This window comes from Phyllobacterium sp. 22552, assembly GCF_052044585.1.
GTDB lineage: Bacteria > Pseudomonadota > Alphaproteobacteria > Rhizobiales > Rhizobiaceae > Phyllobacterium > Phyllobacterium ifriqiyense.
The window spans coordinates 471,378-487,996 of record NZ_JBQENG010000004.1; the positions used below are offsets into that span (position 1 = coordinate 471,378).

Annotated in this window: 13 protein-coding genes; 5 read left to right on the forward strand and 8 right to left on the reverse strand. The window is 55.0% G+C overall.

Annotated features, from left to right (window positions below; all coding sequences use genetic code 11):
- Positions 1-216 precede the first annotated feature (216 nt).
- Positions 217-1,578 (forward strand): MFS transporter, encoded by a 1,362-nt coding sequence (locus ACTJI9_RS12525; RefSeq protein WP_440808348.1) that lies wholly within the window; start codon positions 217-219, stop codon positions 1,576-1,578.
- Here ACTJI9_RS12525 and purH read toward each other — a convergent pair.
- The 6 genes from purH to htpX form a co-directional block, all read right to left on the reverse strand.
- The gene (gene purH / locus ACTJI9_RS12530) at positions 1,568-3,184 is read right to left on the reverse strand and encodes a bifunctional phosphoribosylaminoimidazolecarboxamide formyltransferase/IMP cyclohydrolase (protein WP_307281147.1); all 1,617 of its coding nucleotides are present in this window, start codon (positions 3,182-3,184) and stop codon (positions 1,568-1,570) included. The genes ACTJI9_RS12525 and purH overlap by 11 nt on opposite strands.
- Positions 3,185-3,271: 87 nt before the next feature.
- Complete coding sequence (locus ACTJI9_RS12535) at positions 3,272-4,504, reverse strand: MFS transporter (RefSeq protein ID WP_336440400.1); 1,233 nt, start codon at positions 4,502-4,504, stop codon at positions 3,272-3,274.
- A gap of 40 nt (positions 4,505-4,544) precedes the next feature.
- Positions 4,545-5,600, reverse strand: a complete 1,056-nt coding sequence (locus ACTJI9_RS12540; RefSeq protein ID WP_440808351.1) for an aldo/keto reductase — start codon at positions 5,598-5,600, stop codon at positions 4,545-4,547.
- 128 nt (positions 5,601-5,728) lie between these two features.
- Positions 5,729-7,438, reverse strand: coding sequence for a heparinase II/III family protein (locus ACTJI9_RS12545; RefSeq protein WP_115054358.1), 1,710 nt, complete (start codon positions 7,436-7,438; stop codon positions 5,729-5,731).
- 60 nt (positions 7,439-7,498) lie between these two features.
- A complete protein-coding gene (locus ACTJI9_RS12550; RefSeq protein WP_440808354.1) occupies positions 7,499-8,872 on the reverse strand; it encodes an RsmB/NOP family class I SAM-dependent RNA methyltransferase in 1,374 nt (457 codons plus the stop codon).
- Positions 8,869-9,840: a zinc metalloprotease HtpX gene (htpX, locus tag ACTJI9_RS12555; RefSeq protein ID WP_440808356.1), complete on the reverse strand. Its 972-nt coding sequence runs from the start codon at positions 9,838-9,840 to the stop codon at positions 8,869-8,871. Before htpX ends, ACTJI9_RS12550 begins: the two co-directional genes overlap by 4 nt.
- A 128-nt stretch (positions 9,841-9,968) precedes the next feature.
- Here htpX and ACTJI9_RS12560 point away from each other — a divergent pair, with 128 nt between their 5' ends.
- Positions 9,969-10,214 (forward strand): DUF1674 domain-containing protein, encoded by a 246-nt coding sequence (locus ACTJI9_RS12560; RefSeq protein ID WP_115054356.1) that lies wholly within the window; start codon positions 9,969-9,971, stop codon positions 10,212-10,214.
- A 95-nt stretch (positions 10,215-10,309) separates the two neighbouring features.
- Here the strand turns inward: ACTJI9_RS12560 and ACTJI9_RS12565 are convergent, their stop codons facing one another.
- A complete protein-coding gene (locus ACTJI9_RS12565; protein WP_354343256.1) occupies positions 10,310-11,707 on the reverse strand; it encodes an MATE family efflux transporter in 1,398 nt (465 codons plus the stop codon).
- On the opposite strand from ACTJI9_RS12565, the gene ACTJI9_RS12570 reads away from it, so the two are divergent.
- The 3 genes from ACTJI9_RS12570 (at position 11,707) to ACTJI9_RS12580 (ending at position 14,176) form a co-directional block, all read left to right on the forward strand.
- Entirely contained in the window at positions 11,707-12,147 is a 441-nt protein-coding gene (locus tag ACTJI9_RS12570) for a type II toxin-antitoxin system RelE/ParE family toxin (RefSeq protein WP_440808360.1), read from the forward strand. The genes ACTJI9_RS12565 and ACTJI9_RS12570 overlap by 1 nt on opposite strands.
- Before the next feature lie 45 nt (positions 12,148-12,192).
- Complete coding sequence (locus ACTJI9_RS12575; protein WP_115054353.1) at positions 12,193-12,489, forward strand: addiction module antidote protein; 297 nt, start codon at positions 12,193-12,195, stop codon at positions 12,487-12,489.
- A gap of 406 nt (positions 12,490-12,895) precedes the next feature.
- Positions 12,896-14,176 (forward strand): class I SAM-dependent methyltransferase, encoded by a 1,281-nt coding sequence (locus ACTJI9_RS12580; protein ID WP_440808363.1) that lies wholly within the window; start codon positions 12,896-12,898, stop codon positions 14,174-14,176.
- Positions 14,177-14,638: 462 nt separating this feature from the next.
- Here ACTJI9_RS12580 and acs read toward each other — a convergent pair whose 3' ends face one another.
- Entirely contained in the window at positions 14,639-16,591 is a 1,953-nt protein-coding gene (gene acs, locus ACTJI9_RS12585) for an acetate--CoA ligase (RefSeq protein ID WP_115054350.1), read from the reverse strand.
- Between the last annotated feature and the right edge of the window lie 28 nt (positions 16,592-16,619).

Sequence of the window (16,619 nt, forward strand, 5' to 3'; positions counted from 1 at the left end):
CTTTGTGGGGGAGAATGTGATTTCCGCATCTTAGCTCTTGCTAAGTGCTAGAAATTACAAGTGAGGGGATTGTGTCCATCGAACTATCCCCCCACTTGGATTTTCCAAGGATTTAACAAAGAGGCTAAATCCAGGAAAATCCTATCTCTCCCGCAAGGGGAGAGATAACCAGTGCCATAGATTTGCGAAGTTGATCTTCCGATCACCGGAGTCTGCATGGAACAAGCACCAAAACGCGGTATCTGGGGTTGGATGTTTTTCGACTGGGCGGCGCAGCCTTTTTTCACAGTTGTAACGACCTTTATCTTCGGGCCTTATTTCGTTTCGCGCATGGCTGCCGATCCTGCAATGGGGCAGGCAGCATGGGGTTATGGCATCGCTATTTCCGGCCTGTTCATCGCCATATTATCGCCGGTCCTCGGTTCAATTGCGGATCAGACCGGACGGCGCAAACCCTGGATCGGCTTTTTCGCTGCTGTCAAAATCCTGTCACTATGCATGCTATGGTTTGCCGAGCCGGGTTCAGGACTGATAGCACCGCTGTTTTTCTTTTCGCTGGCCTCCATTGCCGCCGAATTTTCCATCGTGTTCAACGATTCCATGATGCCGCGCCTGGTGGCGCAAAAAGACATTGGTCGTATTTCCAATATTGCCTGGGGTCTTGGCTATCTTGGCGGGATGATTGTGCTGATCTTTGTCGTGGCTTTCATGGCTGCCTCCCCGGAAACGGGAAAGACCCTTCTCGGGGCGAGCCCTATTTTCGGGCTTGATCCAAGTCTTTCCGAAGGGGATCGGGCCACCGGCCCCTTGGCGGCGCTCTGGTATCTGATTTTTATCCTGCCCATGTTTTTCTTTACGCCGGATTCCCTGAAGGACTTGCCAGCGGGCAGGGCCGTGCGCGCTGGTCTGAGCGAACTGAAATCCACCTTGAAGGAAGCAAGGCAGAGGCCGGGTATCGTGCGCTTTCTCGTCGGGCGCATGATCTATCAGGACGGCGTTAATGCGCTGATTGCCCTTGGCGGGGCCTTCGCTGCAACGATGTTTGGCTGGGTAACAGCGGAGATCGGGATTTTCGGGATTATCCTGAATGTCATGGCTATTTTCGGCTGCCTTGCCGCCAGCAAGTTTGACACAGTGTTCGGGTCAAAAACCGTGGTCATCGCATCGCTGATCTCGCTTACCATCGCGACGCTTGGGATTGTTTCGACCGGACCCGGCTATACGCTTTTTGGCTTGCTGCAATTGCCTGGTGTTGACACTGGTGGCCTGTTCGGTACGCCAGCGGAAAAAGCCTATATCGGTTTCGGACTGCTGATAGGCATCGCATTCGGGCCGGTGCAGGCTTCATCGCGCTCCTATATGGCGCGTAGTATTTCCGCTGACGAAGCGGGGCGGTATTTCGGCCTTTATGCATTGTCAGGAAGGGCGACAAGCTTTCTAGCGCCCTTCATGGTAGCGACCGTAACGGTGCTCAGTGGATCGCCACGTCTTGGCATGGCGATGATCATGATCTTTTTGCTCATCGGTCTGGCGATCCTTGCAAGAACGCCATATCCAGCCGCAAAGATCAGTGCCTGAAATGGCGCATGCCGGTAAAGACCATGGCGATGCCATGTTCATCTGCAGCGGCGATCACCTCATCATCGCGCATTGAACCGCCTGGCTGGATCACAGCCGTTGCACCAGCCGCGACAGCGGAAAGCAAACCATCGGCAAAGGGGAAGAAAGCGTCTGACGCAACGACCGAGCCTTTTGTAAGTGGCGTTGTGTGGCCTGCAGCCTCGGCAGCATCTTCCGCCTTGCGGGCAGCGATGCGGGCGCTATCCACGCGGCTCATCTGACCGGCGCCAATGCCGACCGCAGCGCCATCCTTCACATAGACAATCGCATTGGACTTCACGTGTTTGGCAATGCGGAAAGCCAATTTCAGGTCTGACATTTCGGCCTCGGTTGGAGCGCGTTTGGTGACGACCTTCAAATCAAGATCATCAACAACGCCACTGTCGCGGGACTGAACCAGAAGGCCGCCTGCGACCGTCTTGGCGCTGATGCCGCCAGCGCGCGGATCAGGCAGGCCGCCTGTCACAAGCAGCCGCAGGTTTTTCTTGGCCGCAACAATGCCCTGCGCTTCGGGCGTCGCATCAGGGGCGATAATGACCTCGGTGAATGTCTTGACGATCTCTTCAGCGGCATCCGCATCCAGCGTCTTGTTGAGCGCGACAATGCCGCCAAATGCGGAAACCGGATCGCAGGCGAGGGCCTTCAGATAGGCCTCCTTCAAGGTCGCGCCTTCAGCCACGCCGCATGGATTTGCATGTTTGATGATGGCAACGGCGGATGTACGGGCGGGATCAAACTCGGCAACCAGTTCAAACGCCGCGTCGGTATCATTGATATTGTTATAGGAGAGCTGCTTGCCCTGTAGCTGGGTTGCCGTGGCGACGCCCGGGCGCTTTTCGCCGGTGAGATAAAAACCAGCCGATTGATGTGGGTTTTCGCCGTAACGCATGACCGAATGGAGATGCCCGCCGATCGCGCGGCGTGATGGTGTTTCCGTCATCAGCGCTTCGGCAAACCAGCCGGAAATGGCTGCATCATAGGTGGCTGTGCGCGCATAGGCCTTGGCAGCAAGGCTCTGGCGGAAAGAATAGGGCAGCGAACCGTCATGCTTGTCCAGCATTGCAATGACCATGTCATAATCGCCGGTTTCGGTAACAACGCCGACATAGGCATGGTTCTTGGCGGCGGCGCGGATCATCGCAGGGCCGCCAATGTCGATATTTTCCACGATATTGGCATAGTCGGCACCGGAGTGGCGGACTTCTTCGAATGGGTAAAGATTGATAATCACGAGATCGATTTCGCCAATGCCGTGGGCCTTCATCGCCTCGACATGCTCGGGATCATCGCGCACCGCAAGCAGGCCGCCATGCACCTTGGGATGCAATGTCTTGACGCGGCCATCCATGATTTCGGGAAAATCAGTAATGTCGGAAACATCACGTACCGGAATGCCTTCGGCGGCAATCGCCTTGGATGTGCCGCCAGTCGAGAGGATCTCGACGCCATGACGATGCAGCGCATGAGCAAGCGCAGTCAGGCCTGTCTTGTCGGAAACGGAAATAAGCGCCCGCTTGACCGGATGGAGATTGGGAGCGGGAAAAGATTTCGCGGCGACGGCCATGGATTCGTCCTTAAATTTCGTAGGGGTCAATGGATTGGCTTGGCCGTTAGCACAGGCCGAGCCGGAATCCTACCTTTTTGCACAAGTTCACACGGGTGATTTGGAGGCTTTTTCTGTAGCGAAGGCCCCGAGAACGATAAGCCCCATGATTGCACCGGTCATGCAGGTTGCCCACCAGCCGCCATAAAAATAGCTGGCGGCGGCAATCGCTGATCCGCTCGAGCCAAGCAGAAAGACGATGGTCATATAGACCGCATTGAGCCGTCCGCGTGCCGCGTCATTCAATGAAAAGATAATGCGCTGGCTAAGAATCTGGTTGGTCTGAACTGCACTGTCGATGAAAATCGCGCAAAGTACCAATGCGGCAATTGAGATGGCAGTGCCTGCCCAGCCGGCAATCAAAAACCACAGGGTCAGCGTTACCATCGCGATAGCTGTACCTTGGCGGGTATAGCCACGATCTGCCAGCCTGCCAGCAATGGGCGCGGCAAGAGCACCGGCTGCGCCTGCCAATGCAAACAAAGCAATCTGGCGCTGACTATACCCGAACTGTTCGCTCAGAAGCAGCGGAATGCCAGTCCAGAACAAGTTGAAGCTGGCGAAAATGATCCCTTGGTAAAAGGCGCGCCGCTGCAAGGCTGGTGTCGTGATCAAAAGGTGCCACATGGATTTGATGATCGCACCATAGCGCATTCCACCCTGCGGCTGGCGTTGCGGCAGGGCAATACGCAGGAGCACAAGTACTGCCAGCATTGCGGCTGCCGATATCCAGAAGATGGCGCGCCAGCCAAATTCCGACGCTACCAGATTGGCCAGTGGCCGCGCCAACATGATGCCGGTCAAAAGGCCCGCCATCACGTTGCCGATAGTCCTGCCGCGTGAGGCAGCAGGAACAAGATGGGAGGCAAAGGGCACAAGCACCTGCGCACCACAGGCGAAAAAGCCGATGGCGAAGGATGAAATAAGAAAGGTGGTTGCAGAGCCGGACACTGCAGCGCCTGCAAGACCCAGCGCCGTGCCGCCGAGAGTGAGCAGCACGAGACGCCGGTTTTCGAACAGATCCGCGAGCGAGACGAGCAGCAGAAGTCCCGCGCCATAACCGAGCTGGGTTACCGTAACGATGAAGCCCGCCATCCCGCCGTGCAGATTGAGATCGTCGCTGATCAGTCCGATCAGTGCTTGAGCATAGTAGATGTTTCCAACCATCGCCCCGCAGGCGAAGGCAAACAGGAAGGTCAGGGCAGGCGACAAGCCGTTGGGCTCTGCCGCTGCCACTTCCGATTTATCAGATTGATCGGCGGGCTTGTTTGAATAGGCCATTATGTTCTCTCTGCCGGTGGCCTCCCTCCGCCGGACCTTTTTACTTGCTGAGGTAAGGTTCGATGAGGGATAGATCTGCCGCAGAAAGGCGATCAGATGCAGTGCGTGCCTGATGCCAATAAGGATAGATCAATGGTGGCTGGCTTACTCTGTCGAGGTTTGCGCGCTCATCGGCAGTCAACACCAGGTTGGCAGCTTTAAGATTATCTGCGAGCTGCGCGTCCGTTCTTGCGCCGATAATGAGAGATGTCACCCCCTTGCGACCAAGAAGCCATGCGAGTGCTACCTGCGCCGCCGAAACCTTATGGGCTTCAGCAATGCCAATCAGCACTTCAATGATATCATAAAGGCGTTCCTCGTTGCGGATAGGTGGTTCCCCCCAATTGGCAAGCTGACGCGTACCTTCCGGCGTAGGAGTGCCGCGGCGATACTTGCCCGAAAGCAATCCTCCGGCGAGCGGGCTCCAAACGAGTACACCAAGCTGCTGATCGAGTGTGGCTGGGATCAGTTCATATTCTGCGTCTCGCGATTCGAGACTGTAGTGAATTTGCTGACTAACCGGCGCGATGAATTTTTCCAGTGCGGCAACGCCCATAGCCTTCATCAGATGCCACGCAGAGAAGTTTGAGACACCAACATAACGAACCTTGCCCGAACGAACGAGTGTGTCCAGTGCTTCGAGGGTCTCGTCGAGCGGTGTCATACCGTCCCACTGGTGGAGTTGGTAAAGATCAATGTGATCTGTGCCGAGACGCTTCAGGCTCACTTCGGCAGCACGGATAAGATGATAGCGCGACAGGCCCGCATCGTTGATTTCCTCGCCCATGCGGAAACGCGCCTTGGTCGCAACGAGAACCCTATCGCGCTTGCCCTTTAAAGCTTGGCCAAGGATTTCCTCGGATGCGCCGTTCGAATAGATGTCAGCGGTGTCGAACAGATTGATGCCTGCATCGAGTGCCATATCGACCTGTCGCCTTGCACCCTCAAGATCCGTGTCGCCGGTTTTGGCAAAATTGCCTTTGCCGCCAAAAGTCATGGTTCCGAGGCTGAGCGAGGATACTTTAAGACCGGAACGGCCAAGCTGACGATACTCCATGATCGGCTCCTGATAATATATCTGAGAATGGGATTGTGCCGGAAAATGCGGCGATGGCGTTAAGTTCCGTATAGCCGATCAGCGGGCATTTGTCGCCTCTTGCTCATACAAGATTCGGTGAATTCGGATCAGCCGTAAACACCGAGGGTCGTGCGGGTAAATTGCCATTCAACTTCCGGGCGATTGGCAGCGTTGACTGAAAGCGTGATCTGCCGGGTTTTCACGGGTCCGCGAAAACCGGCAAAGAACAGCGAATCTTCGACGAAGGGCTGGATCGTCGATGAGAACATCCAGATGTCGTCATTATCGGCTTGCAGCACAATCAGGCCGTGATCATCCACGCTGACATTCACGGATGGATGCAGGTGAAAACGGATGACGATTTCTTCTGCTCCGGTGTGGCGCAAGGGATTGCGTCCGGCAGCAAAGAAACTGTCGATACCTTCGATCACGCTGCCATTGTGCGACAGAACAATCTGGCGCTCGTGGTAAATGCCAAAGGGGCGGACATAGCCATTGTGATTTGCAACAAAGCCAATCACGCCCGGTTTTTCAATCCGCTCAATATTGACCTTGCTCGGGCCCGCAATGATGGGCGTGCCGATCATCGTCGAAAGGCCGGATGTGTTGCTGAAGCGGCAGGACGATGTGTCGTTGATCGTTGCTGTCGAATGCGCTGCGGTGGAGCGTGCCAAGGGCCGGAACTCCGCCGGTCCGTAACGGTCTACACCGGCATTTACGATATAGCGACTGCGCCCGGAGGACATTTCAAAGGAAAGGCAACCCGCATGTGCGTCACGTGATGCCGTAACGGGCGGCGCAAGGCCAGTATCGGCAATGATGGTTGTCGAATCCATGGAAAGGCGTTCGTAACCGGAATGAGCGGCATGTATAAGCGGGAGGCCGCCAATGTCGTCGTGCCGTAACACGGCGATTACCCGTTCCGGCATGGTCGCGCCAACGCCATTGAAGAGCGCCAGGCTACCATCATGATGACGGAAGAAGCGCAATGCAGGCAGCATGCGCTCGATTGCTTCGATGAGCGCTTTAGGCGGCGCTTCCTGCCCGCTGGCATAGGTTTGGCGCAGGGGCAGCAGATCGGCCAGCAATTCCAGAATCGCCAGCGGATTGCGCGAGATATGACCGCCATCGGGTAATATCTGCCGAACAAGTTCCAATTCCAGATTGCGGCGAGCCGAGCGGCTGGTGCTTGAAGAGACGGGCAGGGCCAGAGCGGCAAGAGCCAAGGCGATGCGCGCACGCAGCTTTTCTTCGCCATCATCCATAACGGCGGCCATGGTGCGCAGATAACGCACCTGCATGGCAAGTGAGCGCATAAATTGGCGATAGGTGCGAAGTTCTGCACCGGCCAGAATAAGGTTGGAGTGCTGCAGCCAGGCTATGATGCGCTGGGCCGTGACCTCGGGTGCCCAGGCAGGTCCGCTGATCGAGCGGCCATGGGTGGTGATCCAGTCACTGAGAAGCGCGCGGGCATTTGCGGTTGCAAGTTCTGTACCTGCTGCACGCAGATTGCGGAGCCAGCCGAAATTATGCAGCGCAGCTTGCCAGGCGGCATTGGGTGGCTCGACAAGGAAGGGCGAGCGTCCGCCGGTCTCGACCACGCGGCCAGCAAGCGCGAAACGGCCATGGTAAAACTCTTCGGCGAGCTGCGGATCGGCAGGGCGTAAATCTTGCGGTGCTATGAGCACACGCTCGGGCGTAAAGCCGGTAAAACGCCAGCGGTAAAGCGGGCCCATACGCACACGTCTGCGAAAACGGCGCCAAAGCTGCGCTGTTGCAAGTCCCCATAGTTGCGGTGTTTCGCTCAACGCGACCATATTGTTATTGCTTCGAATTTGCCGACAGTCAGTAATTATGCGGCCAGAAGAGTTAAAATTTTAGTATTTTCGGCGAAAACGTGCTGCAAAGAAGCCGTCCATGCCGGAAAGGGCGGGATTTTCATTGGGCAGGTCCGCTGGCGTCGAGCGAACAAATCCCTCCGCCGTGATCAATTCCGCAAGGCCGCCGACCTCATCTTTCGTTACGGGCACGAGTTCAATGGCGGGGTTCTTTGCAAGAAGATCACGGGAAACAGTTTCACCCTCAAGCGGGTCGAGCGAGCAATTGGAAAACACGACAATCCCGCCCGGACGAACAATGGTCACCGCATGATCAAGCAGTCTCGCCTGAAGATTGGCAAGCTTGCGCACATCCTCCGGCGTTTTCGTCCAAGGCACATCCGGATGCCTGCGAACTGTGCCTGTCGAAGAGCACGGGGCATCAAGAAGAATGGCGTCGAATGGTTCTGCGGGATTATAAGCAGAAAGATTGGCTTCAACGGTTTCAGCTACCAAGCCCAAACGTTCAAGATTGCCGCGCAGACGCTTCAGCCGGTTGGCGGAAAGATCAAGCGCGGTAACATTAGCGCCTGCATGGGCCAATTGTGCTGTCTTGCCGCCGGGCGCTGCACAAAGGTCAGCAACGCGTTGGCCTTTAATATCGCCAAAGAGCTTGGCGGGAAGGCTGGCTGCGGTGTCCTGCACCCACCAATCGCCCTCCGTAAAACCGGGAAGTTCAGTCAGTGAGCCCTCAACGGTACCAAGCCGCACCGACCCTGTGGGCAGAGCAATGCCGCCTAGCTTTTCCGCCCACTCTGCGGGGTCACCCTTGACCGTCAGATCGATGGGAGGCTCCTTCGCCTGGATGTCGAGAATGGCTTTCGCCTTATCCTTGCCATAGGCGGAAATAAGTGTCTCTTCGAACCATTCTGGCACATTGCTGGCGCCCGCTTTGAATGTATCTTTCTCACGGGACAGGCGGCGCAAAACGGCATTGACCATTGAGGCAAAACGGCGATTGCGCGGATCATTATTCGCAGCGGTCACCGCAAGATCGACGGCAGCGCGATCGGGAATATCCAGATAAAGAATCTGGGCTGCTGCAACGTGGAGCAGATGTTTCAAGGCCACGGCATTTTCAGGCAATGGCCGGTCGATCATCTGGCCGATCGCTGTCTCGATCGTACCGCGGTTACGCAAGGCAGCACCGAGAATCGCCCGCACAAGCGAACGGTCCCGGTCTTCAAGCTCCATATATTGCGGATGGCCATTATGATTATCGGTCAGCCCGTCGAGCGACGTATGTTTTTCAATCACAGCCCCTAGAAGCCGCGTCGCGCATTGCCGGGCAGCAAGACCCGGACGGTCTTCAGCGTCGATATAATCTTTTGGCTTTTTACCGAATGGCCGTTTCGTACCGTGCTCCACACTCATGCCCATGGGCCTTTACGCCCACCGCCATTGCGGCCCCAGGGCGAAGGGCGGTCGTCCTCCACTTCGTCTTCTGCGGGAGCTTGAACGGGACGTCCCTGCTGCGGCGCAGGTTGAGCCTGGCGAAATTCCTGCACCATGGCTTCCAGCGCTGCAATACGATTTTCCGTGGCCGGATGGGTTGAAAACAGACTATCCGCGCCACGACCGCTCAAGGGGTTGATGATGAATAAGGGCGCGGAGGCAGGATTGCGCTCGGCATCCTCATTGACGATTTGTTTTGCGCCACGCGCGATCTTGTTCAGCGCAGAAGCAAGCCACAGAGGATTGCCGCAAATCTGCGCGCCGCGCCGGTCGGCCGCATATTCGCGCGTCCGGCTTATGGCCATCTGAACAATCATCGCAGCAAAGGGCGCAACAATCATGGCGATAATAATACCGATAAACCCGACAGGATTATTGTTCTGCTGGCGGTTGCCCCCAAAGAACATGGCGAAATTGCCAAGCATGGAAATGGCACCAGCCAGCGTAGCCGTGATGGTCATTATCAGTGTGTCGCGATGTTCTACATGGGCAAGTTCATGTGCCATGACCGCTGCGACTTCCTGCGGGGACAGGGCTTGCAGAAGACCGGTACTGGCCGCAACAGCGGCATTTTCAGGATTGCGCCCGGTCGCGAATGCGTTGGGCTGCGCATTCTGGATCAGGTAAACCTTTGGCATGGGCAGATTGGCGTTGGCTGCAAGATCGCGCACGATCCCGTAATATTCGGGCGCATTCGCCTCATCGACCTCGACAGCATGGTGCATCCGCAACACCATCTTGTCGGAATTCCAATAGCTGAAAAGGTTCATGACCGCAGCTACAACAAAGGCGATCATCATGCCGCCGGTTCCTCCGATGAGAAACCCTACGCCCATGAAGAGCGCTGTCATGAAGGCGAGGAGCATGCCTGTGCGCATTACGTTCATGATAAAAGTCTCTCTTCCAGTAACAGCAGGATAGTCAAGGTTATTCCTTTTATTGCGTTTATTCCGCCTATATGATGGGGTTTCGCATCGCAAGCTTCAATGATCAGTATATTCGGAATGAGTATAACATGACCCCGTCCAATTTTGGTGAACAGTCATCCACGCCACCGCAGGCCGATAATGACGACCAGCGCCCGCGTCCAAGTTTTGACCAATTGCCACCGGCAGCGCAACGGGCATTAAAGGAAGCTGAAGCGCGGCATGCGGCGGAAAAAGCTGCATCTGATCAGCCCCGCGAAATCGGCGGACGAGGTGGTAAGGATCCCGCCCGATTTGGCGATTGGGAGATCAAAGGCCGGACAATCGATTTTTAGATCGCCGGGCGCCCTCACGGACGCAAGATGGCGATCTATCCTTTTGTTTTAGCGTCGGATTACCCGAAAACCGGGATTCACTTTTCGGTCCGATGCTAGCGGATAATCTCGATTCCGAGCTTCTCTCGTCTTAGCCAGCGACCCAGCAGCAGCACAGAAGCGGCGGCCAAGCCGCTCAAAAGGCCTAGCCAGATTCCAACGCCCTGCATGCCCAGCCAGAAGGCAAAGGCTACGGATAGGGGCAGGCCAATCCCCCAATAGGCAATCGCGGCATAGACCATCGGAATAGTCGTATCATGCAGACCGCGCAACATGCCGCTGGCAACCGCCTGCGCGCCATCGAAAATCTGGAACAGGGCAGCCAGAGCCAGAAATGATATGGCCAAACCAATCACTTCGGCATTGGCCGGATTATGAATATCGATGAAGGCGCGGATGAGCTGTAAAGGTGCCAGTATCATCAACAGGGCGGTAAGCGCCATGAAACCTGTACCGGCAGTGAAGGCGACCCAGCCGGCTCTTTTAATTCCGTCGGAATCCTGCGCGCCATAGGCACGACCGACCCGCACGGTGGCCGCTTGCCCAAAGCCAAGCGGGACCATGAAACTTATGGATGCGATCTGAATGGCGATGGCATGCGCAGCAAGGGAGCTTGGCCCGATAATGCCCATGAGGAAAGCGGCAGCATTGAAGATTGTAACTTCAAAGCTCAGGATCGCAGCAATCGGCAGGCCCAATCGCATCAATTGCGCATAACGCGGCCAGTCGGCGCGCCAAAAGCGACCAAAAAGCCGATAGCGCCGGAACCGCCGATCAAGCGAAATAACGGCCACAAGGCCGGAAAACATCAGGACCGAGGAGAGAGCAGTCGCTATTCCTGAACCGATAATGCCCATCTTGGGAAATCCGAAATGGCCGAAAATTAGGGCATAGTTTGCCAGCGCGTTAAAACCAACGGCCAGGAAGGCGATGACCAACGCCCAGCCGGGACGCTCCAATGCGGCCATGAATGAGCGCAAGACGATATAGAAATAGAATGGCAGCACGGCCCATTGCAGCGCCCGAACATAAGTGCCGGCTTCCTGAGCCAAATCGGCATCCTGTCCCATTGCCAGAAGAATGGGTGTTGCGTTCCACAGAACAAGCCAAATCGGTATGGAAATGGTGACGCCGATCCACAAACCCTGCCGTACGGTGCGACGGATTTCCCGCACCGTAAACCGGTTACGCCCAAGCTCGCGTGCGATCATTGGCGTTGTTGCCGTCATGAGGCCCAGACCGAAAATCATCGGGACGTAATAGAGATTTGTACCAAGAGCACCTGCAGCCAGCGCATGCGGACCCAGCCAGCCCAGCATCATCACGTCGGTAGCGGTCATCGCGACCTGCGCGACATTGGTCAGGATGATGGGCCAACTCAAGGTGAGCATCGCCACAATTTCATCACGCCATGCATGCTGCGGCACGGCTTCTTGAGTTGTAACCACCGACATTGTTCAGTCTTTCAAAAGGGAATGCCTTTTTAAAAGGCGAGATGCACCATTTTCAGGCAAATCAGGTGGTATCATTATTAAAATCGGAAGCAAAGCACTTCCTCTGCAATCGCGAGTTGGTGTCGTTTAAACAGGTATCCGATTACAGTGATCTTATATTGACAATATGTAATTTAAAAAAAATCAATACCACGAAGTTGAAGCAGACAAATACCTTCAGAAAATGGCGATTGGGTCTTAAAAATCCAAGAGTACGCGCATTGATATCCTCTCGACTCGACAGTCTTTCTTTTGGCCATTTTGGTGATGTAGCACCGGTAGGCCAAGGTGTTGGTGAACTGCGCATCCATGAAGGGCCGGGATATCGGATTTATTTCCAGCGTAGAGGCGACGTGATTGTCATTCTGTTGTGTGGTGGCGATAAAAGTACTCAGGCATGAGACATCAAAATGGCGAAGCGTCTTGCAGAAGAGTGGAGCGAATAAATGGCCGAAAAACTTTACGACTATGATCCGGCAGAAGATCTTACTTCCGATCAAGCGGTTGCTGTTTTTATGACGGAGGCATTGGACACAAATGATGCTGCCTATATCGCGCATGCTCTCGGCGTCGTCGCGCGAGCAAAAGGGATGACTGGAATATCCAGGGAGACGGGACTTGCGCGCGAGCAGCTTTATCGTTCCTTGAGCGAAAATGGCAATCCTACCCTTGAAACAACACTTGCAGTTTTGAAGGCGCTCAATGTCGGGCTCACTGCCCATGTCAACAAATCTGCGCTATAGGGAACGCCCCGCAACAACCCCAAAAGGAAAGGGCCACCCTTGAAGGATGGCCCCGTAATTCCGTCTGGCCTAAGGGCCTATACCCGGTCGCGACCGGGCTGCTGTTTTCAACGGAGAGATGATCTCCGCAGAGTAGCATCAGACGCCTTGTGGCACATATCGAAATCACTAGACATCGGATCACCTCCTTTACGTTCGTTGAACACACGAAGAGAATGGGGTGGCTTTTGGCGGATTTCAAGAGAAAAATCATCCGTGTGCGCCGGTTCGATTGCAAATGGGCTTTCTGCAAGCTTCTTTGTCGAGGATTTTACCGCAAAACCGTTGGACAGTTTTCAGAAACCTGCTTAGAGCAAATCAGGTTTCGTATTTATGCAAGCACTGTTTCAGTGCCTGGAGGCAAGAAATGGCAGCTGAGCACCGGGCAGCGCGAATTATCCGCACCGTGATTGATCTGATCGAACCGCAATTTTCGGTCGAACTGTGGGATGGCACCCGTATTGGCGATAGTGCTGACGGGCCTGTGCTGGTGATCAATGACCCGATGACCGTGCGCCAGCTGGCACTCAAGCCGAACATTGGTTCCATTGTCGAATTGTGGGTTTCCGGTCAGATCGATGTAAAGAATGGCACATTGTTCGATCTTGTCGAGCGCGGGCCAAAGGGCAAGCTGAAAGAGAAGATCAAGGCATTGCCGAAATGGCAATTGTTAAAGGACATTCCTGCGCTGCTTTTGAGCGGCGGCAAGAGAGGATCATCCGGCCTCGGTGGCAAAAATCCCTATGTCAGTGGCTCGAATAAAGAGGCGATCACACATCACTATGATGTCTCGAACGCATTCTATCAGCTCTTCCTCGATGATCGCATGGTCTATACCTGTGCCTATTTCACGGACTGGAACAACACTATCGATCAGGCGCAAGCGGATAAGCTCGAACTGATCTGCCGCAAGCTGCGCCTGAAGCCCGGAGAGCGGCTTTTGGATATTGGTTGCGGCTGGGGTGCCATGCTGATCTATGCGGCCAAACATTACGGTATTACCGGCACAGGTGTTTCCCTGTCGGAGGCGCAGACGGCGCTGGCGCGGGAACGGATCAAGGCGGAAGGTCTTGAGGACAAGATTACGATCCATGTCAAATCCTATGAGGAATTGGCAAAGGACCCGCAAATGCGCTTTGACAAAATCTCGTCTATCGGCATGTTCGAAGCGGTTGGTATCGCGCATTACGATACTTATTATTCGAGCGTGCACAGGCTTTTGAAGCCGGGCGGGCTTTATTTGCACCACGCGATCACCCGTCGCATGAAGCGCAATAAAAAAGCCTTCGGTCGCAAGAGTGCAGAGCATCTGGCGCTGGTGAAGTATATTTTCCCGGGCGGCGAACTCGATCATCTTGGCATGACTGTCGAGAACCTTGAAGGTCATGGTTTCGAAGTGCATGATGCGGAAAATCTGCGCGAACATTATGGCAAAACCTGTCGCATATGGGCTGACCGGCTGCATGCACGCTTTGATGAAGCAATTGCCGAAGTAGGTGCACCCAAAGCCCGGCTCTGGCTGCTTTACCTCACCGGCTGCGCACTGGCATTCGAACGCGGGACCGTACAGATCAACCAGACATTGGCATCCAGACGCAAGCGCGGGATATCAGCCGTGCCGCAAACGCGGGCTGATTTATATAAATAGAAGGTAGGATAGACAAATCTACTTCTGGTTGTAGCGTGGCATGAGAACCATTTTTTGGGGTATTCATGCGCCTGCCGAGTTTTGCCTGTGTGTTCATCGGAGTCGCTTGTTCAGTCGTAACTACGACCGGCGCGCTCCCAGCCCCGATTTTACAAACGCCTGCAAAACCACAGCAATCCCCCTGGTTGGTGCTGTCTGCCAGAACAACTTGCAAACAGGTCAACTCCTGCGAGGAGGCCGTGCAGATATGGTGCGATGGATATGCCCGTGCCGATGCTGATGATGACGGCATTCCCTGTGAGAATATCTGTCATTCGAAAGAACAAGTTGACGAGATCAGGCGGCAGATCGGCTGCTGATTGGTTCACGGAATTTGTATGCGAATTGCTGCAAAACGCACAATGCGTGGTTCGCCCTCCTGAGCTTGTCGAAGGGCGAACCACGCACGATAATTCCTGCAGCCTAGCCCTTCTTGTTCTGGCGATTGGCAATCAGATCATCGACAACTGCCGGATCGGCGAGTGTCGACGTATCGCCAAGTGAGCCGAAATCATCCTCGGCGATCTTGCGCAAAATACGGCGCATGATCTTGCCGGAACGTGTTTTCGGCAGGCCCGGCGCAAACTGGATTTTGTCCGGCGAAGCGATAGGGCCGATTTCCTTGCGCACATGGGTGACGAGTTCCTTGCGCAATTCATCCGACCCTTCAAGGCCAGCCATCAAGGTCACATAGCAATAGATGCCTTGGCCCTTCAGATCGTGCGGATAGCCAACAACTGCCGCTTCCGACACCGTATCATGCGAGACCAGTGCCGACTCAACTTCTGCCGTACCCATGCGGTGGCCGGACACGTTGAGAACATCATCAACACGGCCTGTGATCCAGTAATAACCATCCTTGTCGCGGCGACAGCCGTCTCCGGTAAAGTACTTGCCCTTATAGGTGGAGAAATAGGCTTCGATGAAACGTTTGTGATCTCCATAAAGGGTGCGCATTTGACCCGGCCATGAATCGGTAATGCACAGATTGCCATCGGCTGCGCCCTCAACAACATCGCCTTCATTATCGACCAATTGTGGTTGCACGCCGAAGAACGGACGTGTTGCAGAGCCGGGCTTGAGGGCCGTTGCACCGGGAAGCGGCGTGATTAGGATACCGCCGGTTTCTGTCTGCCACCATGTATCCACGATGGGCGAACGCTTCTCGCCCACTACCTGATAATACCATTCCCATGCTTCCGGATTGATCGGTTCGCCGACGGAACCCAGAACGCGCAGGGATTTGCGCGACGTCTTCTTGACCGGCTCATCACCTGCGCCCATCAAGGCGCGCAAGGCGGTTGGGGCCGTGTAGAAAATATTGACCTTGTGCTTGTCGATAACTTCCCAGAAACGCGATACGGAAGGATAGTTGGGAACGCCTTCAAACATGAGGGTGGTCGCGCCATTGGCAAGCGGGCCATAGACGATATAGGAATGGCCCGTAACCCAGCCAACATCGGCGGTGCACCAGTAAATATCGCCCTCATGATAATCGAAGACATATTCATGCGTCATGGACGCGTAGACGAGATAGCCGCCTGTGGTATGCAGAACCCCTTTCGGCTTGCCCGTCGAGCCTGACGTATAAAGAATGAAAAGTGGATCTTCCGCCTTCATCTTTTCCGGTTTGCACTCGCCTTTCACCGAGGCGATTTCCTCGTGATACCAAAGGTCACGGCTGGTCGCCCAAGTCGTCTTGCCGCCGGTGCGGCGGACCACCAATACGTTCTTGACCATAACGTGATGCTTGGCAGCAATGTCGATCGCCTTATCCGTATTGTCTTTGAGCGGGATTGGCTTGCCGCCCCGCATACCCTCATCGGCGGTGATGACAAATGTCGATTCGCAGTCGATGATACGCCCGGCCAGAGCGTCAGGTGAGAAGCCGCCAAAGACCACGGAATGAACAGCGCCGATACGCGCGCAGGCCAGCATCGCATAGGAGGCCTCGGGGATCATCGGCATGTAGATGGTAACCCGGTCGCCCTTCTTGACGCCGTGCTTTTTCATCACATTGGCGAGCCGGCAAACCTGATCGTAAAGTTCGTTGTATGTGATCTTTTTGTCGAGATAGGGATTATCGCCTTCCCAGATGATTGCAACCTGATCGCCGCGCTTTTTCAGGTGCCGGTCAATACAATTATAGGCAACGTTGGTGACGCCATCCTCAAACCATTTGATCGAGACTTTTCCGGAAAATGAAGTATTCTTGACTTTCGTGTAAGGCTTGAACCAGTCGATACGCTTGCCATGCTTGCCCCAGAATTTCTCTGGATCCTTGATGCTCTGCTTGTACCAGCTGAGATAGGTATCATTGTCGATAAGCGCGTTCTTCTTCGCGCTGGCCAGCACGGGATATACCTTCTCGGACATTCATTTCCTCCAAACTGATCTGACGGGC

Coding starts and splice junctions, on each gene's coding strand:
- ACTJI9_RS12540 (WP_440808351.1), bottom strand. CDS start 5,600: ATGGAGTATCGTCAGCTTGGCCGTTCCGGTCTTAAAGTATCCTCGCTC.
- ACTJI9_RS12560 (WP_115054356.1), top strand. CDS start 9,969: ATGACCCCGTCCAATTTTGGTGAACAGTCATCCACGCCACCGCAGGCC.
- htpX (WP_440808356.1), bottom strand. CDS start 9,840: ATGAACGTAATGCGCACAGGCATGCTCCTCGCCTTCATGACAGCGCTC.
- ACTJI9_RS12565 (WP_354343256.1), bottom strand. CDS start 11,707: ATGTCGGTGGTTACAACTCAAGAAGCCGTGCCGCAGCATGCATGGCGT.
- ACTJI9_RS12550 (WP_440808354.1), bottom strand. CDS start 8,872: ATGAGTGTGGAGCACGGTACGAAACGGCCATTCGGTAAAAAGCCAAAA.
- ACTJI9_RS12535 (WP_336440400.1), bottom strand. CDS start 4,504: ATGGCCTATTCAAACAAGCCCGCCGATCAATCTGATAAATCGGAAGTG.
- acs (WP_115054350.1), bottom strand. CDS start 16,591: ATGTCCGAGAAGGTATATCCCGTGCTGGCCAGCGCGAAGAAGAACGCG.
- purH (WP_307281147.1), bottom strand. CDS start 3,184: ATGGCCGTCGCCGCGAAATCTTTTCCCGCTCCCAATCTCCATCCGGTC.
- ACTJI9_RS12580 (WP_440808363.1), top strand. CDS start 12,896: ATGGCAGCTGAGCACCGGGCAGCGCGAATTATCCGCACCGTGATTGAT.
- ACTJI9_RS12545 (WP_115054358.1), bottom strand. CDS start 7,438: ATGGTCGCGTTGAGCGAAACACCGCAACTATGGGGACTTGCAACAGCG.
- ACTJI9_RS12525 (WP_440808348.1), top strand. CDS start 217: ATGGAACAAGCACCAAAACGCGGTATCTGGGGTTGGATGTTTTTCGAC.
- ACTJI9_RS12575 (WP_115054353.1), top strand. CDS start 12,193: ATGGCCGAAAAACTTTACGACTATGATCCGGCAGAAGATCTTACTTCC.